We start from the raw sequence: 26,464 nt of genomic DNA on the forward strand, positions 1-26,464 counted from the left end.
CTCCTGGTACGAATTGCAGGGTCGATCAAGCGAAAGCGTCACGGAACCGCGCCCAAGGGACGCGGTTCCTCATCATGCGCTCATTATAGAACGGCGAAGCTTCGCTTCGGTAGCGAACGCATGACAACTCGCTTAGAACTCCACCGTGCCGTCGGCCTTGGTATGCTGCGCCTTCTTGGCGGTGCGAACCAAGAACTCCTGGTTGGTTTCGGTCTGCTTGAGCGACTTGATGAGCATGTCCATGGCGCGCTCGGTGCTGTTCGTGTTGGCCAGGATGCGGCGAACGGCCCAGATGAGCGGCGCCTCCTGCGGATCGAGCAGCAGGTCTTCCTTGCGCGTGCCCGACGCCACCGGATCGATGGCCGGGAAGATGCGGCGATCGGCCAGATTGCGGTCAAGCTTGAGCTCCATGTTGCCCGTGCCCTTGAATTCCTCGAAGATGACCTCGTCCATCTTCGAGCCCGTGTCCACCAAGGCCGACGCCAGGATGGTCAGGCTTCCGCCGTGCTCGATGTTGCGCGCGGCGCCCAGGAAGCGCTTGGGCGGATAGAGCGCCGTCGAGTCCACGCCGCCGGACAGGATGCGGCCCGACGCCGGCTGCGCCAGGTTGTAGGCGCGCGCCAGACGCGTGAGCGAGTCCAGCAGCACGACGACGTCCTTGCCGCATTCCACCAGGCGCTTCGCGCGCTCGATGACCAGCTCGGACACGGCGATGTGGTTTTCGGTGGGCATGTCGAAGGTCGAGGAGATGACCTCGCCCTTGATGGAGCGCTCCATGTCGGTGACTTCTTCGGGGCGTTCGTCCACCAGCAGGCACATGAGGTGCACTTCGGGGTTGTTCGCGCTGATGGCCGCCGCGATGTCTTTGAGGATGGTGGTCTTGCCCGCCTTCGGGGGGCTGACGATCAGGCCGCGCTGACCCTTGCCGATGGGGCTAACCAGGTCGATGACGCGCGCTGTGACGGTGTTCTTGCCGTGCTCCATGCTGAGGCACTCGTCCGGGTAGACCGGCGTGAGGTCGCCGAAGCGCACGCGGTTGCCCAGCTCTTCGATGGGCGTGCCGTTGACGGACGTGACCTTCTGGATGGCCGCGTACTTCTCGTTCTCGCGCGCGGGGCGCGTCTGGCCGCTTACCAGATCGCCTTTGCGCAGGCCGTTGCGGCGAATGGTGGACAATCCCACGTAGCAGTCCGACTCGCTGGGAAGGTAGCCCTGGGTGCGCAGGAAGCCGTAGCCGTCGGCCAAGATGTCCAGGATGCCGGACACCTCGATGAAGCCCTCGGCCTTGACGCTTGCCTCGAACACGGCTTCGACCAGCTCGGCCTTCTTGAGGCCCGTCACGTCGATCTGCAGCTCCGCTGCCTTTTCGCGCAGCTCGGCAACCTTGAGCTTGTTCAGATCGTCGCGCGACACGCTGGGCTGCATTTCGCGACCGCCCTGATTGCTGTGAGGACGGCGCTGGCGGCGGAAGTTCTGGTTGCCGCCGTTCTGCTGCCCGCCTTGCTTCTGGCGATTGTTGTTGTTCTGCCGCTGGCGGTTGTTCTGGTTGGAGCCGCCCTTGTTGCTTTGGCTTTGCCCTTGGTTCGGGCGCCTGTTCGTCGAGCCGGAAGACTGCGAAGCCGCGTCCTTGCCGTTCGCCCTCGTCGACTTGCGAGGCGTCTTGCTTGCCTGAGCGGGACGCTCGGACGCGGACGAATCGGCCTTGTCGCTTTGGGCCGCCGGAGCTTCCTTGCCGGGCTTTTCGCCCGCATCCGCCTTCGCGGGCTCCGCCGACTTCTCCGCCTTGCTGGCCGCGGACTTCGTCCTCACGCTTGTGGAACGGCGGCGACGCGGAGTGGGAGCGGAAGACGCCTCGGATGCGCCCTCCGCAGTCGATGCTTCGTTTTCGCTCATGCGTTCTGCACTTTCTCCCAGTCCTTCATGAAGGAATCCAGGCCGCGATCGGTCAGCGGGTGCTGAACCATCTTCTTGAGCACGCCGAACGGAACGGTGGCGATGTCGGCGCCCATGAGGGCCGCCTGCGTCACGTGGTTCGCGCTGCGGATGGAAGCGGCGATGATCTCCACCTGCTCGTGGTTGACCGTGTTGTCGGAGTAATCGTAGTTGCCGATAGCCGCAACAACCTTGCTCAGCTGGTCCAGGCCGTCGTCGGAGATGTCGTCGAAGCGACCCACGAACGGGCTGATGTAGCGAGCGCCGGCGCGCGCGGCCAGGATGGCCTGGGGCACGCTGAAGCACAGCGTCATGTTGACGGGAATGCCCTCGTCGGCCAACGTGCGCGTGGCGGCCAGGCCCTCGACCATGGTGGGAACCTTCACGACCACGTTCGGGGCGATGGCGGCCAGCTCGCGGCCGTCGCGCACGATCTCGTCGCGCGTCATGGCTACGCTCTCGGCGGAAACCGGTCCGTCCACGATGTCGCAGATACGCTTGATGTGGTTGTGGAAATCGGACAGCTTGCCGCCCGTGCGCGCGTACAGCGTGGGGTTCGTGGTCACGCCTGCGAGCGCTCCCCAACTAGCCGCTTCCTCGATTTCGGTCAGGTCAGCGGTGTCCAGAAAAAACTTCACCCAGTCCTCCTTATGTTGTGACGTATCAGTGTGAAACGCGCGCGAAGGCGCGCATGAGTCCCGTGAATGAGATGCAATGTGATGGGTTTTCTTCCTTGAAAGGCAAAAGAACTGGCTTTATGGTAGCGCATGTCATCATATCGTTCAAGCAAAAACGAGGTCGATGCGTGTATTTGCGATGGAGGTACGGCTACGGATCGGCGCGCGGCCGGGCGAAGGGCGCAGACGAAAGGCCGTCGCCGCGACCCTATTCCACGACCCGGTAAAAGCAGCTGCGCGCGCCGGTGTGGCAAGCGGGGCCGGCCGGGTTCACCAGAGCGAGCAGCGTGTCGGCGTCGCAATCGTAGCGCAGTTCGACCAGCTTCTGGACGTTTCCCGAGGTGGCGCCCTTGTGCCACAGCTCTTGGCGGCTGCGGCTCCAGAACACGGTTTCGCCGCGCTCGAGCGTCAGGCGCAGGGATTCTTCGCTCATCCACGCCATCATGAGCACTTCAAGCGTGTCGGCGTCTTGGACGATGCACGGCACAAGGCCGGCCTCGTTGTACGAAAAAGCGGAAACGTCCATGATCACAACCTTACCGGGATTCCCTGCGCGCGCATGTGCTCTTTCACCTGGCGCACCGTCAGCTCGCCGAAATGGAACACGCTCGCGGCCAGCACGGCGTCGGCCTCTCCCTCGATGATCCCCTGGGCGAAATGCTCCAGCTTGCCCACGCCGCCGCTTGCGATGACGGGCACGTTCACCGCCCGCGCCACGGCGCGCGTGAGGGCGCAGTCGAACCCGTCGCGACTGCCGTCACGATCCATGCTGGTGAGCAGGATCTCCCCTGCTCCGCGCCGAACCGCCTCCTGCGCCCACTCCACCGCGTCGATGCCGGTTGCCTTACGGCCGCCAGCCACGTACACCTCCCACTTGTTCGGATTGCCCGCCACGCTCTTCGCGTCGATGGCGCACAGGATAGCTTGCGACCCGAACGCCGCTGCAGCCTGGGATATCAGGTCGGGATCAGCCACGGCAGCCGAGTTCACCGACACCTTGTCGGCACCGGCCGCGATCATGGTGCGCATGTCAGCCACGCTGCGAAACCCGCCTCCCACGCAGTACGGCAGGTGCAGCTCCTCGCTCGCGCGGCTGGCCAGTTCCACCGTAGTGGCCCGGTCATCGCTGGTGGCAGTGATGTCCAAGAAGATGACTTCGTCGGCCTTCTGCTGATCGTAGCGCTGGGCAAGCTCGATGGGGTCGCCCGCGTCGCGCAGGTTCACGAAGTTGACGCCCTTCACCACGCGCCCGTTCTTGACGTCCATGCAGGGAATGACCCGTTTTGCTAGCATGCCTGTCCTTTCCTACCCGTCGTTCGCGCCGTCGGCAAGAAGCGCCCGGCAACCCTTCTTCATCCATCCTACCTTTGCTTGCCCTTGAACAGCTTGTCGATCCCCTTTTTGACTGCATCGTACGCCGCACCTGCGGCGGTGGCCATGGATCAACAGGGCATGACGGGCGCCGGATGAGGCTCGTCCGGGCCGATGGCCGGCTTCGTCGGCAGGGCGACGCCGCACGGGTTCGCCTGCACGGCCGCCGCTTCGGCAGCGCGCGTTGCAGCCTCGCAGGCGCGCACCCCTTCGGCAACCGAAAGCGCGCCTTCGTAGATGGCCCGGCCCGCGATGACGCCCTCGATGCTCGCGGCGACGGGAGCCAAGCGCTCGATGTCGGCTACGCCCGCAACGCCGCCCGACGCGACCACGGGATGCCCGAACGCCTGCGCCATGCGCACGTACGCCTGCGCCTCGATGCCGGTCTGCATGCCGTCACGCGCGATGTCGGTGTAGATGAGATGACGAAATCCCAGCTGGGAAACGTGGCGGGCCAGCTCCTCGGCGGAAACGCCCGAACCTTCGCGCCAACCGGAAACGGCCACTTCCCCGCCCTTCGCGTCGACGCCCGCAGCCAAAAGCTTGCCGTACGCGTCGATCGCGGCCGCCGCAAACGACGGATCGGCCACGAGCGATGTGCCCAGCACGATGCGCGACACGCCCGCGTCCGCCAAGCGCGCAAGGGTGTCGAGCGACCGAACGCCGCCGCCCACTTCCACTTTGAGCAGGGTCTTTTTGAGAATCCGCTCGATGATGGCAATGTTCTCGGGCGCTCCCGACTTCGCGCCGTCAAGGTCCACCACATGCAGCCAGGACGCGCCCTCTTCCTCGAACAGCTGCGCCTGCGCGGCGGGGTCGTCGTTGTACACGGTCACCTGGCTGTAGTCGCCCTTTGCCAGGCGGACGGCCTTGCCGCCCAGGATGTCGATAGCGGGAAGCAAATGCATGCTACGCCCCTTTCACGATGTCGACGAAATTGCGCAGCAGCGCTGCGCCCGCGTCCGAGCTTTTCTCGGGATGGAACTGCACGCCGAACGCCGCCTGCCCGTACTGCACCACGCTGGGAAACGGCACGCTGTGCGTGGTCTCAGCTGCAACGAAGGGTCCAGAAGGCGCAACGTAGCTGTGCGTGAAGTAGAAATAAGTGCCCGATGAGACGCCTTTGAGCAAAGGGCAGGCCGGATCCGTCACCTCCACCGTGTTCCAGCCCACATGGGGCACCTTGTGAAGCCGGCCCGACGCATCGACGGAGGGCATCTTGGCCACCACGCCGGGAAGAACGGCAAGGCCGGGCGCATTGTTCGACGACGCTTCGTCATCGGCCTCGGGCGCGCCTTCGACGCCCTCTTCGAACATGAGGTGCTGTCCCAGGCAAATGCCCAGAAAGGGAACGCCCGCGGCGATGCGGGCCCGCACGACGTCGGCCTGCCCCAGCGCGCGCATGGAGGCCGATGCATCGGCGAACGCGCCCACCCCCGGAAGCACCACGGCGTCGGCGCGGGCTATCACGCTCGCATCGTCGGTGACGACCGCATCGCCGCCGGCCGCAGCCAGGCCGCGCGCCACGCTCTTCAGGTTCCCTTTATGGTAATCGACAACGGCTATCATGTTTCAAGCATTCCAATCTCTGCTTGCCAATACGGGTCGGCCGGAAAGCGGGCGTATGGTGCCCGCTCGCCGGTCGGGACGCTCTACAGGGCGCCCTTCGTGGTGGGCAGCGCGCCCGCAGCGCGCGGGTCGGCTTCGACGGCTTCGCGCAGCGCCCGCGCGACGGCCTTGAACGCCGCCTCCAGCACGTGGTGGACGTTTTCTCCCACCAGCTTGCGCACGTGCAAGGTCACGCCGGCGTTCGCGGCGAACGCGATGAAGAACTCCTTGGCCAGCGTTGCGTCGAACGTTCCCAGCATAACGGGAGGAACGTCCACGTCCCAGTGCAGCTGCCCGCGCCCCGAAAGGTCGCACGCCGCCAACACCAGCGCCTCGTCCATGGGAAGCATGAGCGACCCGAAGCGACGGATGCCGCGCTTGTCGCCAAGCGCGCGGGCGAACGCCTGCCCCAGCACGATGCCGGCATCCTCCACCGTATGGTGCCCGTCCACTTCCAGGTCACCCTTGACGCGCACCTCCAGGTCGAACAGCCCATGCCGCCCGAACGCGCACAGCATGTGGTCAAAAAACCCGATGCCGGTCTCCACGTCGGCGCGCCCCGTTCCGTCCAGGTCGACGGACAGCTTGATGTCCGTTTCGTTCGTCGCGCGCTCGACCCGCGCACGTCGCATGCCCCGCTCGGCCATAGTTACCTCTTCTCCATGACGATGTCGCGCAGCGCGCGCAAAAACCGGTCGTTCTCCTGCGGCGTACCAATGCTCACGCGCAGGCAATCCTCCAAATGCGCAGCCCGGGACAGATCGCGCACCAAGATGCCGCGATCGTACAGCGCCTGCCAGGTCTGCGCCGCCGACTCCATGCGAAACAGCACGTAGTTCGCATCCGACGGAAACGGCTTGACGCCGGGAATCTTGCGCAAGCCCTCGATCACGCGAGCCCGCTCCTCGATGATGCGCCGGATGCCGGGCTCGAACTTCGCGCGGTTCGCGTACACCACCCGAGCCACCGCCTGCGAAACCGCGTCTACCGAATACGGCTGGCGCACCTTGGCGAACTCCCGAACCACGTCCGCGTCGCCCAGAAGATAGCCCATGCGCACGCCCGCCAGGGAAAACGCCTTCGAGAACGTGCGCAGGATCACCAGGTTCTTGTGGCGGTCGAGATACGGGCGCATGGTTTGCCGCGAGAACTCGAAGTACGCCTCGTCCACCATGACGAGCGCGTCCGTCGCGTCGAGCAGCTCCAGCATGAACGTCTCGCCGGCCAGCTGTCCCGTGGGGTTGTTCGGGCTGGTCACCACCAGGTAATCGATGTCGCCCTGCGCCGCGCGCGCCAGCACGGCCCCTTCGTCGATGGAGTAATCGGCCCGGCGCGGCACGTCGACCACCGTCGTGCCCGTCAGGCGCGCGTTGTTGTCGTAGACCGAGAACGTGGGCGGCAGGTTCAAAAACGTGCGTCCGGGGCCGCCCCACGCCAGCGCCATGTTGAACAGCAGCTCGTCGCCGCCGTTGCCCACGAGCACCTGATCGCGATCCAGACCGTTCGCCTCGGCGATCATGTCGCGCAGGTCGTTGGCCAGCGGATCCGGGTAGCGATTGAGCGGCAGGCGCTTCACCTCGCGCATGATCTCGTGCCGTATGTCTTGGTCCACGTCGTGCGGATTCTCGTTCGCCGACAAAAACGCCTCGGCCGGCAGGTACTTCGGATCGTACGGCGAAAGGCTCGCCAGCTGCGGGGCGGGAAGGCGTACGCTACGCATCGGCACCGCCGTCCCCGGCCCCGAACACGTTCCCGCATTCCAGCAGGTTCTTGCGCATCTCGACGCTCTTCGCATGCGCCCACAGGCCTTCATGGCTCGCGATGGTCATGACGGCTTCCGCATCGCGAGCGAGCGCAGCCGACGAGTACTGGATGACGCTCGACTTCTTCACGAACTCGTCGACCGAGAGCGGGCTCGCGTAGCGCGCCGTGCCGCCCGTGGGAAGCGTGTGGTTCGGGCCGGCCACGTAGTCGCCCACAGCCTCGGGCGTCCAAGCGCCCAGGAAGATGGCGCCCGCGTTGCGAATGGCGCCCAAAAGATCGAAGGCGTGGTCGACGTGCAGCTCCAGGTGCTCGGGCGCGATGACGTTAACGGCTTCGAGCGCTTGGTCCATGCTGTCGCACACCACCACGAGCCCCTGGTCGGCAAGGGACGCAGCCGTGATCTCGGCGCGCGTGGAGGACTCCAGGTGCCGCTCGACCATGCGCTCCACCTCGTCGGCGTACGCTTCGTCGAACGTGACCAGGTAGCACGCCGCCAAGGGGTCGTGCTCGGCCTGGGCCATGAGGTCGATGGCCACGAGCGCCGGATCGGCCGTGGCGTCGGCCACCACGCACACTTCTGACGGGCCCGCGATCATATCGATGCCGACATCGCCCGAGACGATCTTCTTCGCAGCCGCCACGTAGGCGTTGCCGGGACCCGTGATCTTCGCCACCGGCTCGATGGATTCGGTTCCGTACGCCAGCGCCCCTACGGCCTGCGCGCCACCCACCGTGTAGATCTCGGTCACGCCCGAAATGCGGCAGGCCTCCAGAATGGCCGCGTCCACGCCCCCGCCGGGAGCGGGAGGCGTAACGCACACGATGCGCGGCACGCCGGCCACGGCGGCGGGCAGGGCGTTCATGAGCACGGTGGACGGATAGAGCGCGCGGCCGCCCGGCACGTAGATGCCCACCGACTCCAAAGGCTCCACCTTGCTGCCCACGAGCGCGCCGTCCTCGCGCACGGTGAACCAGCTTTGCTGGCGCTGACGCTCGTGGAAGTCGCGGATCTGGTCGGCTGCCTGGCGCAGCGCCTTGACCGTGCGGTCGTCGACGCGGGTCACCGCTTCGGCGATGTCGGCATAGGGCACGCGGAAATCATCCACGCGCACGCCGTCGAAGCGCTCGGTGTAGTCGCGCAAGGCCGCGTCGCCGCGCTCGCGCACATCCGCGATGATGTCGGTGGCTGCCGCAAGGGCCTCGGCGTTGAAAGCGCCGGTGCGCTTGAGGTGGGCGTTCGAGAATACTTCGCCGGGTGCAAGGGTAACACGACGCATGGGCTTACTCCTGTTCTGCATTCTGCTGCGACGCGGGCGCGTCCGCGCCCTGCTGCAATGCCTGGGCCAATTGTACGATACGAGCGTCCGTGCGAAACGCGCAGGCGTTCGCGAAGAACCGAGCGGTCGACGACAGCACCTCTTCGACCACCACGAGGTCGTTCTCCTTGAGCGTGGTGCCGGTGGCCGTGATGTCCACGATGCGCTCGGCCATGCCCGTCAAGGGGGCGAGCTCGATGTTGCCGTGCAGCTTCACGATCTCCACCTGCGTGCCCGTTTTCGCGTAGTGGGCCTGCGTGATGCGCGGGTACTTCGTAGCCACGCGGATGGATCCCAGCTCGCGATGGTGCGCCGCCGTGGCCTCGGCCGCGCCGGCAGGCTCGGCCACCACGAAGCGGCACGCTCCGAACCGCAGGTCCACCAGCTCCACGACGTCGGGGGACGCCTCCAGAAGCGAGTCCTTTCCGCAGACGCCGCAGTCGGCAGCGCCCAGCGCCACGAACACGGGCGCGTCAGTGGGCCGCACGATGACGTAATCCACGCCGGGGTTGCTGATGATGAGCTGGCGCCCCGAATCGGCAAGGCCCGACACGTCCAGGCCCGCATCGGCCAGCGCCTTGATGGTGCCCGGGTTCAGGGAACCCTTGGGGACCGCGACGCGCAGGGGACGCTCGCCCTCGGGCACCGCCGCCCGTTCGCGGGCGGCAGCGGCCATCGCCTGCTCCAGGAAGAACGCGAAGCCGGCAGCGGGACGGCTTTGGCCGTACGCGGCGATCATATTGTCGTAGCGACCGCCGCTGCCCAAAGGCGCGCCCACGCCCGGCGCGTACGCCTCGAACACGATGCCCGTGTAATAATCGAACGAGCTCATGACCGAGAAATCGACCAGGATGCGCGCGCCGAGTCCCGCTTGCGCAAGCAGGTCGTACGTGCGAGCGAAGTCGTCCAGGCCGTCTTCGCAGCCCAACGGCGCCACGAGCGCACGTACCTCGTCGATCGCCTCGCGGCCGCCGCGGACGCGCGGCAGCGCGCGGATGGCGGCGGCGAACACCGGAGGGACCGCGACGCGACCCGTGAAGCGATCGGGATTCGAGACGGGATCGACCGGCGGAACCGCCCCCTCGGGGCTTGTCAGGCGATCGAGTTCCACGAAGTTCGAGGCGTGGTACGCATCGAGCACCTGCTCCCTCCACCAAGCGGGCGCGCCGCTTGCCTCCAGAAGCGCACGCAGGACGCCCACCGTGGCAAGTGCCATGGTGCAATCGCGCACGCCTGCCAGGGAAAGCGCCTCGGCGAGAAGCCCCACCACCTCGGCATCGGCCTCGGGACCCGACACGCCGATGCACTCGACGCCCATCTGCGTAAGCTCGCGCGCGGCGGCTTGCAGCTCCACTTCGGCCTCGCGGAACACGCGTTGCATGTAGCGGAACCGGAACGGCCCGGGCTGGCCCGGCAGCCGCGTGGCCACCATGCGCGCCACTTGCAACGTTACGTCGGGGCGCATGGCCAGCAGGTCGCCTTGCGAGTCGAAGAACTTGAAGGGGGATCCGGGCAGACGGCCGCTCGCCCGCATGACGTCCATCGCTTCGAGCGTGGGCGTTTCGATGGGCGCGTATCCGCACGAAGCGAACCGATCCTGCACGGCGCGCGCGATGAGCTCGCGCTGCTGCGCTTCTTCTGACAGCACGTCTCTGAAACCTGCCGGCGTTGCGAAATTCATCGGCTCCTCTTCCCTGCTCGTCTTGGCATTGCACCTGTTCGTTATGGCGCGCTGCGGCGTTGTGGCCGCAGGCGCGCTGCGTGGCGGCGCGGCTTGCGTTGCCGTGCGGCTTGCGTTGCTGCGCGGCTTGCGTTGCGGCCGTGCGGCTTGCGTTGCGACGCGGCTTGCGTTGCCCCGCGCGCCTACACGCTGCGGTCGCGAACCCGCCCCGCGCATCGTACTTTATCACAGTAGAGTAGTAAAGCAAGAAGAATATGGGATTGCCTGCATTTTACGACGCGAACGGCACATCGAGAGCGGTTTGCCGGCAAAAGCAGCGATGCGCTGCGCGCAAGCGGCGACAAGGCATGTCGCCGGAAGCGCCAGCTTCGACGCGTGCGCGCGGCGGCGGAGCCTGCTCGCTATTCACGAGCGGCAGCAAGAAGGACCAGCGCGGCATTTGCGACTCGAAGCAAGGGAGCGCGCACGAAAAACCGCCTTCGCTGGCAGGTTTTGACGGTTTGAGGTCGTCGAAAGCAGCAGGACGAACGCCCGCGAACGCGCGATGCAGCAGACCAGCGCTATGAGCAGGCGAAGCGCAAAGCAAACCGCACAGCGGCGGACAGGACGCCCGACCTGACGACCCCCAAACGTCGAAACCTGCCAGCAAACGGGATTTTTCGTGCGCAAGGCCTCCGCGCGGGAGTCGCAAGCACGCGTAGGGGTCGCAATCACACGTAGGGCTTTCGTCCACTCCGGCAGCATCGAGGCAAGGCCCCAGTGCGGCAATCGCAAACACCCGCACATGCACAAAAGGGACGCACACCCCTTCGAAGCCAAAAACGAACCAACGGCGCACCCCCTGCGCCTCGCTTCGCCTGCCAGCGGCGCAAGCAGGAGGCGGGTCAGCCGCCCAAACGACCACCGCTCTCCCGCCAGCGCGTGCGCCGCCGCCCGCACAGCGGCCCGCGAACAACCTAGAACAGCGAGAACTGCTGAGGCTCGAAGGCGTATTCGCAGATGACCTCATCCTTTAGAAGCTCGACCTCATGGGACTCCCAATCCTTCACCGCCGCCACGTAGTTGGTGCCGCTCTGCTCGAAAACGAGCGCGCCGCCCACCATGCCGATGCAGCGGCCGCCGCACTCGCCTTCGTGCCCATCGGGAATCTGCAGGTCGTGCACGTCAGGCGACGGACCGCCGAAGTAGTAGGGCGAAAGATCCTGCGCCGGCTCGGCATCCTCAAGACCCAAGCGCTCCGTTGTAGCGTCAAGCACGCGCTTCGCCTCGGAAAAGTCGAACCGCGCCTCGACGAGCAGCTTCGTCTTCACGGAAGCGCGCATGGTTTCCAGAATGCCCTGCTGCGAACACAGCGCGGCTTCCAGTTCGCGCGCATCGTCCGCACAGCCGAACCGCCCCACAATGCGAGCCGCACGAGCGCCCTGCTCGAGCAAGCGCTCGATGCCGCGCGTTTCAGACGAGATGCCGGCCTTCACGTGCTGGGGCGAGAAATAGGCCAGGTACGTGAAATGCGGCGTCAGATTGTAAGCGCGCTGCTGGGCAGAAATAAAGTCGGCATAGTAGAACGAAGGATTGAAGCCCGTGGCTTCGATGCACGCGGGGCACATGGTTTCCTTCGCATCGGGCAGCAGCTCCACGTTGAGCGGGCACGTGCTTTTCACCTGCGTTTCCAAGTCGAAACGCCCTACGCAGCGACGTCGCGGCAGTCGCTTGAGCGAGAAGGTCTTGCCCAGAACCGAAAAGCGCAGCTGCTCCGCTCGCTCCACATCGTTGATCAGCAGATAGGGGCCGTTCTCATCGAACCCGTGCCCCGCCAGAACGGCCGTGCGACCGTGAAGAAAATTCGTCATATCAGCATCCTTGTGCAACTCGTACGGACCGGATCACTTTTTTCGCCCGAAATGATAGCGCACAAGAAGCATTCGATGCGAGGGCAATCGGGCAAACGTCAAAAATCCCACGCATCCCAAACACGAGGCGCTTGCGGGACGCCGCGCGCAATCGCGACCAAACGCACCCGGCAAGCAACCCGAAAGAAGACAAATCCCCGCGCCGGAGACGATCTTCTGCGGATCCGGCGCCTTCTGTACGCATCTGGTGTTTTATACTATCGCTGATGCGTTTACCAGTAAAACGGTCCGCCCTGTCATAGAATCGAGGCACCATGACGCGCCCCGCACCAGCCTCCGCATCCATGCCGCTTGCCTTCGCGATGATCGCGGCGCTCCTGATCGCCGTCGCCTGCGCCCTTCCCGCGCATGCGTACGCCGAGGAAGCAGGAGCCGGCAACCCGCCCATCCCGAAGATCGTCGGCTCGTTCGACAAGGACGCGTACGAACCCGGCGATCAGGCCGTCGTCACGTTCTCCGTTGCAAACAACACGCCTATCACCTGGAACAAGGTGCGGCTGGAAGCCCAACTGCCGCAGGGCGTGAAGCTGGCTCGCGACGGCGATGTCACGGCTCGCGAGGCCGACACGTTAGCAGCTGGCGAAACGATCGAGCTGAAGCTGAACGTCCTGTTCGAATCCTCCCTGTTCAAGCGGCTTGCACCCACGGGCGATAGCGGAAGCGCCGCCGGCATCGCGCTGGCGGCCGTTGCAGCTGCGGGCTTCATCGCGCTGGCGGCCGCCACGTTCTCGCGCAAGCAGGCGCGCAGCCGCCGGGCGAAGGGGACCATGGGAGCGCTCATGGGCGTCGTGCTCGTAGCGGGCTTGGCGCCCCTGGTGCCGCGCGAAGCCCACGCTGACGAAGCGAACGAACAGGGCGCGGTGACCTCGTTCGCCCTCGAAGGCTCCGCAACCTGCAGCGTGCCGGGCGCCACCGTAGCCGCCACGCTCACGGTGGGGTCCACCGACCAGGAAGCCGCGTTCTCCCAAGCGAACGTGGAAGTGGTCGACGGAGCAGCCGCCTCGGCAAACGCGAAGCGCGCCCGGATCAATCTGGTGTCCAGCCTGCCCTTCGCCGACAAGCCGTCCATCGACGCCATCTCGCTCGACGGCGATTTCAAAAACCTGTCCGTCACCGCCGTCGAACATGCCGGAACCGCAACGATGCTCGACGGCACCGAGGGATCGGCCCTCGCCGTCACCCTCGAAGGCGACCTTGGGGCACCAGGCGCGCGAGGGGTCATGATCTTCGGCCCGGGATCGTTCGCCGACGCCGCCGCAAGCGGCGAAGCCACGCTGGCCGTCGAAGAGGCCCTCATCACGTTCGATGTTGCCGAGGGTTCCTACGAGAACAGCACGTTCACCTTCCCCGTCTCGCTTGAGAACGGGCGGTTCTCCGCAGGCGCGCAGGCTGCGCACTTCGCCTTCAGCGATCGAACCCTATCCGCTGCGTCGTTCACCGTCGACGCGAACGACGCGACGCGCGGCACCCTTGCCGTGACGGCAACCGCCGACACGCCGCTCAACCAGTTCAAGGCGCTGTCCGCCGCCCTCGATGCCGACGACCAGCTTACCGTCGATCCAGCCGCCCTTGACGGAGAAGCCCCCGTCGCCATCGCGCACCCCTATTACTATGATGGAGACGATGCTACCGAAGACGCCGTCTCCACCGCCGATGCCGCAGCAGCCGTTCCGTACGGCACCGTCAAGGCGAATAGCGTCACGAAAAACGGGGATGGCTCCCTGGTCGTGCACAACACCGTTGAGTTCGGCGCGCTGGACGGCAGCGTGAGCATCACTGATTTTAACCGGACCGGCAACTCCCAGATCACCCTGCCGGGCCAAGCCCCCGCCCTTCCCCCCGGCTACGACACCAGCGAATCAGGAGACAAGGGAATCCTGGAAAAGAACCCTGGAGCCGTGAAGTTCACCGAGGTGCGCAAGAACGGCTTCGATTTCGATTTCGCCATCGACGCCAAAACGGTGAAAAGCTGGTACGGTGCGTACGCCGAAAGCGGCCTTACCGAAGAGCAGGCGAACGCGCAGTTCCTCAACGAGATGACGCAGCTCATGTGCGGCCACGAGGTCGACCTGGCCGACGGCGTGGTCCTCAACAAGCTGGGCATCGCCCAGGGACCCTGCGCCATCAACCTCTCCGACGAATCGCTGGCCAACATCGTAGGTGGAACGGCGCTTTACAGCCAAGAGGACGACATGCGCACCGCGAAAATGGTGTTCGAGGTGCTGGAGAAGCTGGTTTCGGCTATCAGCTACTTCTGCTCGTCCGACCCATCCAACATCGGCCAGGGCATCTCGCAGATCCTGGGTATCATCGCCTCGCTGCTGGAAACCGGCCCCCAATACGACATCAAGGACGTGCTTGACGAACTGAATCAGATGAAGGGCCAGCTCACGCGTATGGAAACCAGCGTTGACAACCTGGCTATCCAGCTGCGCGCCATCGACAAGCGCGGCGGCTTCGAGTCGGACTGGTACCAGGTGAAGTGGCTCATGGACCATCTGAACAGCTACGGAACCCTGTACACGGCAACCATCGGCGCCATGTCGCCGGAAGAGCTGGCGAACGGAGGCACGGACGCGAAGGTCTTCGAAGAATTGACGAAAGAGAACCAGGAGACGCTGACGAACTTCAAGCAAGCCATCGACGCCAAAAACGGGCTGCTCAGCACCACCGTGTACGCCGACACGGTGAACCTGGGCAGCATGATCACAGGAACCGGTACCAAAGACGTGGTGAGCGACTACTACAACTGGATCGAAACGTATTACAACTGGGATCCGGAAACCTTCGAGATCAAAGACGTGTACCTGGGCTGCATGATCACCTCGTACCTGTACGGCTACATGTCGTCCATGGCATACCTTTCGGCAGTCGAGGGCACTGGCACTGACGCCGAGAAACTCAACGCCACGCTCGCCAAAGAAGACCTCAAGAAACAGGCAGATCAGGTGTTGAAGAAGCTTGTTGGGCAACGAGAGCGCGTGTGGGACCAAGAATCTATGACCTATAAGGAAAAGTTCCAGAAGTCCCCGCTGCGCCAAGCAACCGAGCCGCTTGCGAACAAAAAAATACGCTGCTTGATCAACGAGCATGTGTATTCGCTCGACAACCACACCGGCCCGCTTTCCGGGCGCATGTACGACGATGCATACTTCGGAAACGCTTCGTTCGGGAAGAGCGTAGATCGCGAAGACGTCCTGATGTACTCGTTCACCGGCGATCTCAATCTGGCTCAATGGCAGCAGATGGAAGCAAACCTGCCCCAGATCCGAAAGATCAAGTACAACCAAAGGCCCCTTCACGACTACGAGCTGAACATGAGCGACGCAAGCAACATCTTCAGCGAACTGCGCGCGCTAGGCTTCACTATGCTCGCGACCCGCACCAGCAACACCCATACCGGCGACTACCCCAAGGGGCGTCCGAAACCGCTCGTGCAGTGGAAGAGCAAGGAAGCGCCGCCCGCCCATGTGGTGGTAAGCGATGCGAGCTACAACAAGGTGAGCGACCAGCTAGCTGTTCGCCACGTGCGCACCGTTTCGGTAGACGTGTACGACATCAAGACATCCCGGGTAATGCGCGGCGTTACGGCCGCGCGGCACGAAAGCGTGTACTGGGTGGGCTACGGCTGGGGCTACCTCCACGACGTATGGCCCTGGTGCACCTCGGAGACGAAATACGAAAATAGAGGAATGGTATAGGATACATTGGAACGAACAACGAAAAGGGGCGGGACCCGAATCAGGATCCCGCCCCTTTTTGCGCAAAGCCCGTTTCAACGACGGCGGCACGCGAATCGCTTAGCCAACCTGCATCGCCTGCACGGCTTGCGACATGGTCCACGCGAAGTACACGGTTACGGCTACGAACACCGTGCAGAGCAGCTTCACCACGATATGCCAATCGCTGCGCCACACCAGCACGATACCCACCGGCCAGAATATCACCAAGAAGAAGATGATCCAAAACGTCTGGTCGTACCACTTCTTAGGATTATCGTCTTCTACCAGGTCGTTCGCGTTCTGTCGCAGATCCTTGCGCTGCCAGTCTCCCGGACGCCTTTCGTTGCCTGCCATGAGTCGCTTCCCTTCCCGTGCATGTTCTCGGGCGACCGAGCCGCCCTACTCTTCGCTACTTCAATCCTGCGTACTCCGCATCAAGCGCCTCGTCCAGATACTCCTGCACCGGAGGCTTGCCGTAATCCTCGACCTCCGACACGTGCCAGCAATCGGTCTTCGGCAAACCGGGAATGCTGTCGGCCACGAACACCGGGTCGACGCCCTGCTTGCGCTGGCGCGTGTAGTCGTCGAGCGCAGCCAGTGCCCATTTGCCCAGAAGCAAGATGGCGATCAGGTTCACCAGCGCCATGAAGCCCATGAAGATGTCGGCCAGGTTCCACGCCAGGTCGAAGCTGTTGACGGCGCCGTAGAACACCACGCCCAGGCACACCAGGCGAAACACCGTCAACAGCACTTTGCTGTTGCCCTTGATGAAGCGCAGGTTGCTTTCGGCGTAGAAATAGTTGCCGATCAAGCTGGAGAACGCGAACGCGAAGATGGCGAACGTGATGAAATGAATGCCGATCTCGCCCACCGAGTTGTTCACGGCCATCTGCACAAGCGGCATGCCGTTGAGCGACGCGGCAGCCTCGGGGTCCTGCACGTAGAACACGAGCACCATCATAGCCGAGCACGTGCAGATGAGCAGCGTGTCGATGTACACCGAGAGGCTTTGCACGAGGCCCTGCTTGACCGGATGCGACACACTGGCCGTAGCGGCGGCGTTCGGAGCGGAGCCCATGCCGGCCTCGTTGGAGTACAGGCCGCGCTTGATGCCCAGCATGACCACCGATCCGGCGAATCCGCCGAAGATGGACTGGAAATCGAACGCCGAGGCGAACACGAGCGAGAACACGGCCGGCAGCTCGCCGATGTTGACGATAGTGGTCCACAGCGCGATGGCGATATAGCCGAGCGCCATGATGGGCACGATGATGGAAGTGATGATGCTGATGCGCTTCGCACCGCCGAAGATCACGAACGCGGTCATGACGGCCAGCACGATGCCGCAGGCCACCGCCGCACCGTTCGTGGCGTAATCGGGAATGTAGTACTCGAGCGCCGACGTCGCGTTGAACGCCTGCAGCCCGTTGAACCCGAAGGCGAAGCACAGGATGAGCAGAATGGCGAACACGATGCCCAACCAGCGCGCGCCGAGCGCCTTTTCAATGTAGTACGCCGGACCGCCGCGGAACTCGCCGTCCTTGCCGCGCACCTTCCAGATCTGCGCGAGCGTCGACTCGACGAACGCCGAAGCCGCGCCGATGATCGCCATCAAGCCCATCCAGAACACCGCGCCCGGGCCTCCCGTGGCGATGGCCGTGGCCACGCCTGCGATGTTGCCCGTGCCCACGCGGCTGGCAGTGGAAACCATCAGCGCCTGGAACGACGAGATGGAGCGCTCCCCTTGAACGTGCTTCTTCTCCGTCAACTGCGTGAACATATCCTTGATGTAGCGGATCTGCACGCCCTTCGTGCGAATGGTGAAGTACACGCCCACGAACACGAGCAGTATCAGCAGGATGTACGTGTACAGGTACCCGCTTACCTCGCCGGTGAAATTCACCAGCATTTCGTTGATGTCCATGCATCCCCTTTCTCAAAAGTCCGCGGGCCGTCGCTCCTCCCCGAAGAACGACGGCCCGTCACGTTAGCCCAGCTTGCTTGCAAGCAGTTCGTTGATAACCTTGGGATTGCCCTGGCCGCGCATCTCCTTCATGCACTGGCCCACGAAAAATCCGATGAGGCCGGTTTTGCCGCCGCGGTACTGCTCCACCTTGTCGGGGTTCGCGGCCAGAACCGCGTCCACCACGGCCTCGATGGCGCCCGTGTCCGACACCTGCTTCATGCCGCGCTCGTCCACGATGGCCAACGGATCCTTGTCCTCGTCGAGCACGGCTGCGAACACTTCCTTGGCCTGCTTGGACGAGATGACGTCCTGAGCCTGCAAGCCCACAAGCTCGATCGCGCGCGCGGGCGTGAGCGGCGAGGATGCCAAATCAACGTCTTCGTGCGCGTTCAGATACGCCGTCACGTCGTTGATGACCAGGTTCGCCACGGGCTTCGCCAGCTTGCCCGCGTCCGCGCCCGCCGCTTCCATGCACTCCTCGAAAAAGTTCGCCGTAACGCGATGGTCCACCAAATGGCGCGCATCGTAGGCCGAGAGCCCGAACGCGTCTTCGAAACGGGCCGCCTTCTGAGCGGGCAGCTCGGGCAGCTTCGCCCGCACCGACTCGATCCATTCGTCGGACAGGTCATAGGGAGCCAGGTCGGGATCAGGGAACAGACGGTAGTCGTCGGCCGTCTCCTTCACGCGCATGACGATAGTGCGCTTCTGGGACGGATCCCAGTGGCGCGTCTCCTGGTAGATCTGGCCGCCCTCTTCAAGCACCTCGGCCTGGCGGCAGATTTCGTAGGCCAAGCCGTCGTGGAGGTTCTTGAAGCTGTTCATGTTCTTGAGCTCGGTCTTCACGCCGAACTCCTTCGCGCCCCGACGGCGCAGCGACACGTTGCCGTCGCAGCGCATGCTGCCCTCTTCCATCGAGCAGTCCGAGATGCCGAGCGCCAGGTAGATCTGGCGCAGCTTCTGCATGAACAGACGCGCCTCTTCGGGCGTGCGCAGGTCGGGCTCGGTCACCAGCTCGGTCAGCGGCGTGCCGGCGCGGTTGTAGTCCACCAGCGAATGCGTGGCGCCGGCGATGCGGCCCTCGCCGCCGCCCACGTGCACCATCTTGCCCGCGTCCTCTTCCATGTGGATGCGCGTGATGCCCACGTGCGCGGTGTAGCCGTCGGCCGTGCGCGTCACGTTGCCGCGGCTCTCGCCTACCTCGAGCCCGTCCAGGTCGATGCGCTCCTTCGCAGCCGGGCCGTCCACGTCCAAATCCAGATGCCCGCGCATGCAGAAGGCCACGGGGCCTTGCGTGGTCTGGAAGTTCTTGGACATGTCGGGGTACATGTACGTCTTGCGGTAGAACATCGAGTGCTTCTCGATGTCGCAGTTCGTAGCCAGGCCCGCCAGCACGATGGACTCGATGGCGGAGCGGTTGGGAACCGGCAGCGCCCCGGGAAGCCCCAGGCACACGGGGCACGTGTGGGTGTTCGGCTCGGCGCCGAACTCCAGCTTGCAGCCGCAGAACATCTTGGTGTCGAGCGTGGTGAGCTCGGCATGGATCTCAAGGCCGATGACGGCCTCCCAATCCTGCAGGACCTCTTCAAGCTTGCGCATGGCTACTCACCTGCCCTTTCCACCTGCGAGGGAGCGCCGTCGGCAGCGCCCTTCTCCGTTAGCAAACCCGGCAGATCGACGCCCGGAACCGCATCGGCGGCGTCGGGAATGGTTGCGGGGGCAGCCTTAATGGCCGGAACCTCGCCCGCAAAGTCCGGCGCCACGGGAGCCGGCCCGTACACCGTTTCGAGCGCGGCGGCCACGCGCAGCATGTTCTCGTCCTTGAACGGCGGCGCGATCAGCTGCACGCCGACGGGCAGGCCCGTTTCGGCGCCCAGCCCCACCGGCAGGCTCATGCCGCCGTTTCCGGCGATGTTGATGGATATGGTGAACATGTCGGACAGGTACATCTCCGTGGGGTCCGACACCTCGCCGAACGTGAACGCCGTGCGCGGGGCAACGGGCGAGAGAATGCAATCGACCTGCTCGTAGGCGCGTGCGTAGTCCTGCGTGATGAGCGTGCGGACCTGCTGCGCCGGATAGTAGTACTGCTCGTACACGCCCGCGGACAGCAGGTAGCTGCCCAACATGATGCGGCGGCGCGCTTCCGGGCCGAAGCCCTTCGCGCGGCTGGCCTCGTACTGGCCGCCCAGATCTTTATGGCCCGGGTCGCAGTAGCCGTAGCGCACCGAATCGAAGCGCGCCAGGTTGCTGAACGCCTCGCACGGGCCCAGCACGTAGTACGCGCTCATGGCGGCCTGCGCGTTGGGCAGGTCCACCTCGACCAGCTCGGCGCCCAGTGCGCGCAGATGATCGGCCGCTTCTTCGACCTTCGCCTTCACTTCCGACGTCAAGCCCTGCGCGTCCATGAATGCCGGCACGATGCCGATCTTCATGCCGCGCACGCCCTCTGCCAGGTTCGCAGTGAAGTCCGTGCGCACGTCCTGGCTGGTGCAGTCGAGCGCGTCGCGGCCGGAAATGGCGTTCAGCGCGTACGCCGCGTCCTCGACCGAGCGCGCGAACGGCCCTACCTGGTCGAGCGAGCTGCCGAACGCCACCACGCCGTAGCGCGAGACCACGCCGTACGTGGGCTTGACGGCCACGATGCCGCAGAAGCTGCCGGGCTGGCGGATGGAGCCGCCCGTGTCGCTGCCGAGCGAGATGGTGGCCAGGCCCGCAGCCACGGCCGACGCGCTTCCGCCCGAAGAGCCGCCCGGCACGCGGGAGAGGTCCCAGGGGTTCTTGGTGGCGCCGAATGCGCTGGTCTCCGTGGAGGAGCCGAACGCGAACTCGTCCATGTTGAGCTTGCCAAGCGGGATGCCGCCGGCTTCGATGGTGCGCGCGGCGCACGTGGCGGTGTACGGGGACACGTAGTTGGCCAGCATGCGCGAGGAGCACGTGGTATGGGTGCCCGCCAGGTTCATGTTGTCCTTGAACGCCACCGGCACGCCCGCAAGAGGGCCGGCTGCGGCCAGGTTGCCAGCCGCCACGGCGGCGTCCACCTTCGATGCCTGCTCGAAGGCCAGCTGCTGCGTGGTTTCAAGGTACGCATGCGTGGCGCCGTCGAGCGCGCGCACGCGAGCGAGCGACGCCTCGGCGATCTCGCGCGCCGAGAACTCCTTCGCGGCAAGACCTTCCCGAATGGCGCGCACGCTCATGCAGGTGAACACGTTGCTTGCTTGCGTCATCAGCGATCGCCTCCTTCGCCCAAAATGGACGGGATGAGGAAGCTGCCGTCCTGCTGCTTGGGCGCGTTCTCAAGCGCGACCTCTTGCGAGAAGCCGGGCTCTTCGGCATCCTCGCGCATGACGTTGGACAAGCCGCCGATGGGATGGAAGGTGGGCTCGACCCCGGAAAGGTCGTATTCGGTGATGGGCTTCAGGCTGTCCACGATGGCGTTGAGGTCGACGGTCATCTGCGCCACCTCGTCGCCGGAAAGCCCGATGCGCGCGTACTCCGCGATGTCGCGGACGTCGCGTTCGGTCAAATGCTGGGTCATAGGGCTTGCTCTTTCCTTCTCTCGTTTTCACCCGCGTCGCGCGCTTTGCAGCGACGGGAGTGGAAGAGGTGAAACCATAACCGAACCATAATAGCAAACCCGCAGCCCCTGCGGCGGAACACAAGGCAAAACCCGCGAGGAAGGCCGCTTCACGGGCTGGGGCGGATGCCGGGAGCCACGGGGCGCCGCGCAGGGCGCGCGGACGCAAGGAACGCGCCTCGGCGCGGAAAACGCAGGTTTCGATAGCGTTTACCGGCGGAATCACCCGCTTCGGGTGTAGAACCCACCCGTTCGTCGGCTGCCCTGTCCCGGCCGCACGGGATATCGTCTGGCGCATAGGAACCGCACCACAACGAGGAAGGGGACCAACCATGACGAAGGGCGGCCAGAATATCCAGACCGGCGCAACGAGCAGCAGGAGCATCGGACGACGCGACTTCCTGCGCGGAGCGATCGGATCGGGCGTGCTCGCGGCCGTATCGCTCGCAGGGCTGAGCGGATGCGCGCCGAGCCAGGCGAACCTGAGCGAGGCGCGCGACGGAGGATCGTACGACGTGATCGTCGTCGGGGCAGGCGGCGCGGGGATGACGACCGCCATGAGCGCCCACGACGGCGGCGCGCGCGTCATTCTTCTTGAGAAGATGGCCGTGGCGGGCGGCAACACCTGCTTCGCCGAGGGCGGCATGAACGCCTGCTGCACCAAGCTGCAGAAAGAAGAGGGCGTCGAGGACAGCGTGGACCTGTTCGCATCCGACACGTTCAAGGGGGGTCACAACCTGGGCAACATGGACCTCATCCGCTACATGTGCGAAAACTCCAACGCCGCCATCGAGCGCCTTGCCGAACGCGGCATGAACCTCACGAAAATCTCCACGTCCGGCGGCGCGTCGGTGCCGCGCATCCATCGCCCCGAAGACGGAAGCGCCGTGGGCAAGTACCTGGTCAAGCACATGTGCGAACAGTGCGCGCAGCGCGGCGTGGACGCCGTCACCCATATGGGCGTGCAGGAAATCCTTTTCGACAACGGGCGCATCACCGGAGTGCGGGCGCTCGACGACCGCAGCGGCCACCTTGTGGACTACCACGCCCCGGCCATCGTCATCGCTGCCGGCGGATTCGGCGCGAACCACGAGATGTTGGCCCAGTACCGCCCCGAACTACGCGAAGCCGTGACCACGAACCAGCCCGGCGCGCAAGGCGACGGCATCCTGCTTGGTCAGGCCGCAGGCGCCGACGTTGTGGACATCGAGCAGATCCAGGTGCACCCCACCGTCGAGCAGGGCACGTCGATCCTGCTGAGCGAGGGCATCCGCGGCGACGGAGCCGTCCTTGTGAACGCGGACGGCAACCGCTTCACCGACGAGCTGCTCACGCGCGACGTGGTGTCCGCCGCCGAATGGGCGCAGCCCGGCGGATGGGCGTTCGCCGTGTTCGATCGGAAGGTCTACGACGAGAACAAGAGCATCAAGGAGAAGTTCGAAAAGAAAAACCTCGCCCTTTCCGCCGACACGCTCGACGGCCTGTGCAGCCTCATGGGCGTCGACGCAGCCAACTTCGCAGCCACGATGGAAGCGTACAACAGCGCGATAGCCAACGACGTCGACGATCCGTTCGGCCGCTGGAAAAGCCGCTACCCCATTGACGAGGCACCGTTCTACGCCATCAAAGTGGCGCCGGGCATCCATCACACGATGGGCGGCCTGCGCATCGACACCAAGGCGCGCGTGCTGGACGCGAGCGGCACGCCCATCCCCGGCCTGTTCGCGGCCGGCGAGGTGACGGGCGGCGTCCACGGCGGCAACCGCCTGGGCGGCAACGCCATCTGCGACATCAACGTATTCGGCCACCGCGCTGCGGAAAGCGTGCTGGAGTTCCTCGGCCGCTAGCAACAAGCCCCTCCCAAGCGACGGCGGCCAGCAGGCCGCCGTCGCTGCCTCCCTCACTTCGGTTCCGCTATACTACGACCTGTTGCTGCAGGAAAACGAGAGGGAGCGAATTGCATGGGGAATGCGGTTGACGAGCGATCGAGCACGCAGGGGTTCTCCGCGTTTCTTGCGCGACACCTGCCGCTTTTCTCGATCAACTTTCTGGGCCTCGTCGCCGTGCGCATCTGGATCCAAGCCGACCTGTACGATCGCTACACCTCCACCGACTCGGGATTCATCACCATAGCCGCCAACTTGCTGCGCGGCGTGCTCATCCTGCTCATGCTCGCTGTCATCATGCGCCGCGGGTTCTCTCCGAAGGCGCAAAACGTCCTGAGTCTTGTCTCGGCCGCCGCCATGACGGCGGCAAGCGCGCTGTTCCTGCTGGAGAGCGCGTACCCCAGCCAAACGCTCGTCGCAGCGGCATGCGCATTGGCCGGGTTCGGCATCGTCTGGGGCGGCGGCATGTGGATGAGCTTCTATATACGTCTGCACCCCGCAGAAGCGCTGCTGTACGCGTTCCTGTCGCTTGCGGCCAGCTCGTTTCTGGGGCTGCTTCTTGGCATCGTCCCCAAAAACGTAGCGCTGCTTGCAGCCATTCTCATGCCCACGCTGTCCTGCATCGCGTTCAAGCGCGCGCAGGCGCTACTCGACGCGCGCAACGAGCGCGAAGAAGCCGTGTGCCCGTCCGAGCGAGCGTACGACCAGGAACCGCGCTCCACCTTCGTGCGGCTGCTCGTCGGCGTTGCGCTGTTCAACCTAGCCCTCGGCATCGCGCGCGGCTTCCCTTCGGGCGCCTCCATCGAGCTGCCGCTTACCTTCCAGGTGCTCCACCAGGTTGGGGCGGTTGTCCTCTCGCTCGGCGTGATCGGCTGGGCGCTCGTGATGGGGCGCACGCTCAAATTCTCGTCGCTTTGGAACATCGCCGTAACGCTTGTGGTAGCCGGCGTGCTGACGCTTGCCTCCATGAGCGAGCCCCTCGCGCCCTTCGGCGCCATGTTCATCGCGGCGGCGAACACGTTCTCGCTCGGACTGCTGTGGTACAGCTGCTACGACATCGCGCGCCACAGCAGCTGGACGCCGTACGTCATCCTCGGCCTGGGGTGGGTGGCGCACATCCTACCGCGCGAGCTGGGGCGCGTGCTCATCTGGATCGCCGAGCCCCATTCGGCAGCGGCCGTCGGCATCACCACCGTCATCGTCCTTCTGCTGGCGGTGAGCATGGCGCTGCTGCTGGGCGATTCCATCCCGCGCACGCGTCCCTTGTTCGTCGACTTCCGCACGCGCGGAGGCGGCATCGCAAGCGGCATCGCCGCCCATGCGCAGGCGACGCGCCCGAACAACAGCGCGCCGACGAAGCCCGACGCATCCGGCGACACGCTGACGCGCCAGCTTACACAGCTGAAGCGGCGCTACTTCCTCACGGACCGCGAGTACGAGGTGGTAGCTCTCCTGGCGCGCGGGCGCAGCAAAACCGCCATCGGAGAAAAGCTGTTCCTATCCGAGAACACGGTGAAAACCTACGTCAAGAACGTGTATGCGAAGCTCGACGTGCACACCAAGCAGGAGCTTCTCGACCGCATCGACGAGCAGCCTCTCGGCTAGCTGCCGCCCGACGCGCCCAGCGGCGGGCGGAGCCGGGCGCACCCCCGCGCCCGCCGCGCGCTCTCGCGCCCGTTCGATACGCACTCCCACGCCCGGCCGACGCACGCCGCCTTCTCCTCGCCAACCCCCACCCCGTCGCCTTCTCCAGATCTCTTCTCAATACCCATTGACGCCTTATACTATGTATCATATAGTATAAGGCGAAAGGAGGTATACGAATGGATGCACAACTGAAGCGAGGCTTCCTCGACGTTTGCGTGCTCGCGTCGATCAATCGGCAGGATTCCTACGGGTACCAGATAGTCAAAGACGTTCCCGAAAGCCTACACCTCACGGAATCGACGCTGTATCCCCTGCTCAAACGATTGGAAGCAGCGGGATACCTGACCGTGTACGCAGTCGAGCACAACGGGCGCTTGCGCAAGTACTACCGGATCACGCCGGAGGGCACCGCCTACCTGAACACCTTCCTGGACGAATGGGATGACGTCATGAACGTCTACGACTACGTAAAACGAGGTGCAAACCGATGAACAAATCAGAATTCGCACGCGAGCTGCGGCGAGCATTGGGCAAACTGCCGTCATACGAAGTGGAGCAGTCGATCAACTTTTACACGGAGGCCATCGAGGATAGGATCGAAGACGGCATGACCGAACACGAAGCCGTAGCCGCGCTTGGCTCCGTCGACGCGATCGCAGCGCAGATCATCGCCGAAACGCCGCCCATTCCGAAGGCCATCGCCAAGGCGAACACCGGCAGCCGCACGCTCAACATCGTGCTGCTGGCCGTGTTCTCCCCCATCTGGGTGACGCTGGCGCTGGCGTTCGCTATCATGGTGCTCTCCATCTACCTGGCCATTTGGAGCGTCGTCGTGGCGCTATGGGCCGCCGTGATCGCACTGCTGCTGTGCGCGCCCATCGGTGCGTTCGGCCTCGCCTGGTGCGCGACCACCGGATACCCGATCTCGGGCGCCTGGATCTTCGGCTGCGGGCTTGCCGGCACCGGCATAGGGCTGTTCTCCTGGTTCGGCGTCCTCGCTGCCAGCAAGGGCCTCATCAGGCTCACCCACACGTTCGCCCGCTGGGTAAAGAGCCTGTTCATCAAGCTGCAGCACAACGACGCCAACCCGACCGCACCGGAAGGAGCAACCCATGTCCAAAGGTAAGAAGACGTTGCTCATCGTGGCAACGACCCTCGTCGTCAGCGGCTGCGCCATCTCCTTCGGCGCGTTCGCGGCAGCCGGGTTCGACCCGGTAAACCTCTCGACCGAGTCCCGCGACTGGACCCCCGCCACGAAGACGTTCGACCCCGAAACGGAAAACCCCCATACCGCCATCGTCCTGCGCGACGCGGGTGAAAACGTGCGCATCGAGCCGACCGACGGCGACGCCATCGAGGTGACGTGCTGGACGAACGAACAGAAGCGCTTCGACGTGACGGACGACGGCG

The 26,464-nt window shown here is 64.8% G+C and carries 21 protein-coding genes and 1 pseudogene; 6 read left to right on the top strand and 16 right to left on the bottom strand.

Annotated features, from left to right (window positions below; genetic code table 11):
- Positions 1 to 132: 132 nt before the first annotated feature.
- The 11 genes from rho to ACMNI9_RS00660 form a co-directional block, all read right to left on the bottom strand.
- A complete protein-coding gene (gene rho / locus ACMNI9_RS00610) occupies positions 133 to 1,893 on the bottom strand; it encodes a transcription termination factor Rho (RefSeq protein WP_418830290.1) in 1,761 nt (586 codons plus the stop codon).
- Complete coding sequence (gene fsa, locus ACMNI9_RS00615; protein WP_114567867.1) at positions 1,890 to 2,570, bottom strand: fructose-6-phosphate aldolase; 681 nt, start codon at positions 2,568 to 2,570, stop codon at positions 1,890 to 1,892. Before fsa ends, rho begins: the two co-directional genes overlap by 4 nt.
- A 247-nt stretch (positions 2,571 to 2,817) precedes the next feature.
- A complete protein-coding gene (hisI, locus tag ACMNI9_RS00620) occupies positions 2,818 to 3,135 on the bottom strand; it encodes a phosphoribosyl-AMP cyclohydrolase (protein ID WP_418830293.1) in 318 nt (105 codons plus the stop codon).
- 2 nt (positions 3,136 to 3,137) lie between these two features.
- A complete protein-coding gene (hisF, locus tag ACMNI9_RS00625; protein WP_114567866.1) occupies positions 3,138 to 3,902 on the bottom strand; it encodes an imidazole glycerol phosphate synthase subunit HisF in 765 nt (254 codons plus the stop codon).
- Positions 3,903 to 4,051: 149 nt separating this feature from the next.
- Entirely contained in the window at positions 4,052 to 4,888 is an 837-nt protein-coding gene (gene hisA, locus ACMNI9_RS00630) for a 1-(5-phosphoribosyl)-5-[(5-phosphoribosylamino)methylideneamino]imidazole-4-carboxamide isomerase (RefSeq protein WP_418830296.1), read from the bottom strand.
- A 1-nt stretch (position 4,889) separates the two neighbouring features.
- Positions 4,890 to 5,549 carry an imidazole glycerol phosphate synthase subunit HisH gene (hisH, locus tag ACMNI9_RS00635; protein WP_114567864.1) on the bottom strand — a complete coding sequence of 220 codons (660 nt, stop codon included), beginning with the start codon at positions 5,547 to 5,549 and terminating at the stop codon, positions 4,890 to 4,892.
- Positions 5,550 to 5,632: 83 nt separating this feature from the next.
- Positions 5,633 to 6,235: an imidazoleglycerol-phosphate dehydratase HisB gene (gene hisB, locus ACMNI9_RS00640; protein WP_418830299.1), complete on the bottom strand. Its 603-nt coding sequence runs from the start codon at positions 6,233 to 6,235 to the stop codon at positions 5,633 to 5,635.
- Positions 6,236 to 6,237: 2 nt separating this feature from the next.
- Positions 6,238 to 7,308: a histidinol-phosphate transaminase gene (hisC, locus tag ACMNI9_RS00645; RefSeq protein ID WP_418830302.1), complete on the bottom strand. Its 1,071-nt coding sequence runs from the start codon at positions 7,306 to 7,308 to the stop codon at positions 6,238 to 6,240.
- Positions 7,301 to 8,629: a histidinol dehydrogenase gene (gene hisD / locus ACMNI9_RS00650; protein WP_225748853.1), complete on the bottom strand. Its 1,329-nt coding sequence runs from the start codon at positions 8,627 to 8,629 to the stop codon at positions 7,301 to 7,303. The genes hisC and hisD overlap by 8 nt, the downstream gene beginning before the upstream one ends.
- Before the next feature lie 4 nt (positions 8,630 to 8,633).
- Positions 8,634 to 10,349 (bottom strand): ATP phosphoribosyltransferase regulatory subunit, encoded by a 1,716-nt coding sequence (gene hisZ / locus ACMNI9_RS00655; RefSeq protein WP_418830305.1) that lies wholly within the window; start codon positions 10,347 to 10,349, stop codon positions 8,634 to 8,636.
- Between the two features lie 956 nt (positions 10,350 to 11,305).
- Complete coding sequence (locus tag ACMNI9_RS00660) at positions 11,306 to 12,199, bottom strand: DUF2797 domain-containing protein (RefSeq protein ID WP_418830308.1); 894 nt, start codon at positions 12,197 to 12,199, stop codon at positions 11,306 to 11,308.
- Positions 12,200 to 12,513: 314 nt separating this feature from the next.
- On the opposite strand from ACMNI9_RS00660, the gene ACMNI9_RS00665 reads away from it, so the two are divergent.
- On the top strand, positions 12,514 to 15,960 hold the full coding sequence (locus ACMNI9_RS00665) for a hypothetical protein (RefSeq protein ID WP_418830311.1): 3,447 nt from the start codon (positions 12,514 to 12,516) through the stop codon (positions 15,958 to 15,960).
- 99 nt (positions 15,961 to 16,059) lie between these two features.
- On the opposite strand, the gene ACMNI9_RS00670 is transcribed toward ACMNI9_RS00665, so the two are convergent.
- From ACMNI9_RS00670 to gatC, 5 genes are all read right to left on the bottom strand, one after another.
- A complete protein-coding gene (locus ACMNI9_RS00670; RefSeq protein WP_114568028.1) occupies positions 16,060 to 16,335 on the bottom strand; it encodes a holotricin-3 in 276 nt (91 codons plus the stop codon).
- Positions 16,336 to 16,390: 55 nt separating this feature from the next.
- Positions 16,391 to 17,905 carry an alanine/glycine:cation symporter family protein gene (locus ACMNI9_RS00675; RefSeq protein WP_114568029.1) on the bottom strand — a complete coding sequence of 505 codons (1,515 nt, stop codon included), beginning with the start codon at positions 17,903 to 17,905 and terminating at the stop codon, positions 16,391 to 16,393.
- Positions 17,906 to 17,968: 63 nt separating this feature from the next.
- Positions 17,969 to 19,543: an Asp-tRNA(Asn)/Glu-tRNA(Gln) amidotransferase subunit GatB gene (gene gatB, locus ACMNI9_RS00680; protein WP_216529776.1), complete on the bottom strand. Its 1,575-nt coding sequence runs from the start codon at positions 19,541 to 19,543 to the stop codon at positions 17,969 to 17,971.
- A gap of 2 nt (positions 19,544 to 19,545) precedes the next feature.
- On the bottom strand, positions 19,546 to 21,171 hold the full coding sequence (gene gatA / locus ACMNI9_RS00685; RefSeq protein WP_418830314.1) for an Asp-tRNA(Asn)/Glu-tRNA(Gln) amidotransferase subunit GatA: 1,626 nt from the start codon (positions 21,169 to 21,171) through the stop codon (positions 19,546 to 19,548).
- A complete protein-coding gene (gene gatC / locus ACMNI9_RS00690; protein ID WP_114568032.1) occupies positions 21,171 to 21,482 on the bottom strand; it encodes an Asp-tRNA(Asn)/Glu-tRNA(Gln) amidotransferase subunit GatC in 312 nt (103 codons plus the stop codon). The genes gatA and gatC overlap by 1 nt, the downstream gene beginning before the upstream one ends.
- 371 nt (positions 21,483 to 21,853) lie before the next feature.
- Here gatC and ACMNI9_RS00695 point away from each other — a divergent pair, with 371 nt between their 5' ends.
- The 5 genes and pseudogenes from ACMNI9_RS00695 to ACMNI9_RS00715 all read left to right on the top strand — a co-directional run.
- Positions 21,854 to 23,368, top strand: a complete 1,515-nt coding sequence (locus ACMNI9_RS00695; RefSeq protein ID WP_418830317.1) for a flavocytochrome c — start codon at positions 21,854 to 21,856, stop codon at positions 23,366 to 23,368.
- A 114-nt stretch (positions 23,369 to 23,482) separates the two neighbouring features.
- Positions 23,483 to 25,012, top strand: a complete 1,530-nt coding sequence (locus tag ACMNI9_RS00700) for a response regulator transcription factor (RefSeq protein WP_418830319.1) — start codon at positions 23,483 to 23,485, stop codon at positions 25,010 to 25,012.
- Positions 25,013 to 25,230: 218 nt separating this feature from the next.
- The gene (locus ACMNI9_RS00705) at positions 25,231 to 25,545 is read left to right on the top strand and encodes a PadR family transcriptional regulator (protein WP_114566865.1); all 315 of its coding nucleotides are present in this window, start codon (positions 25,231 to 25,233) and stop codon (positions 25,543 to 25,545) included.
- Positions 25,542 to 26,180: a DUF1700 domain-containing protein gene (locus tag ACMNI9_RS00710; RefSeq protein WP_418830322.1), complete on the top strand. Its 639-nt coding sequence runs from the start codon at positions 25,542 to 25,544 to the stop codon at positions 26,178 to 26,180. The genes ACMNI9_RS00705 and ACMNI9_RS00710 overlap by 4 nt, the downstream gene beginning before the upstream one ends.
- Positions 26,167 to 26,464, top strand: a pseudogene (locus tag ACMNI9_RS00715) (hypothetical protein); the annotation flags it as partial. The gene ACMNI9_RS00710 and the pseudogene ACMNI9_RS00715, both read left to right, overlap by 14 nt.

The sequence above is a fragment of the Paraeggerthella sp. genome (genome assembly GCF_048427265.1).
GTDB classification, from domain to species: domain Bacteria; phylum Actinomycetota; class Coriobacteriia; order Coriobacteriales; family Eggerthellaceae; genus Paraeggerthella; species Paraeggerthella hominis.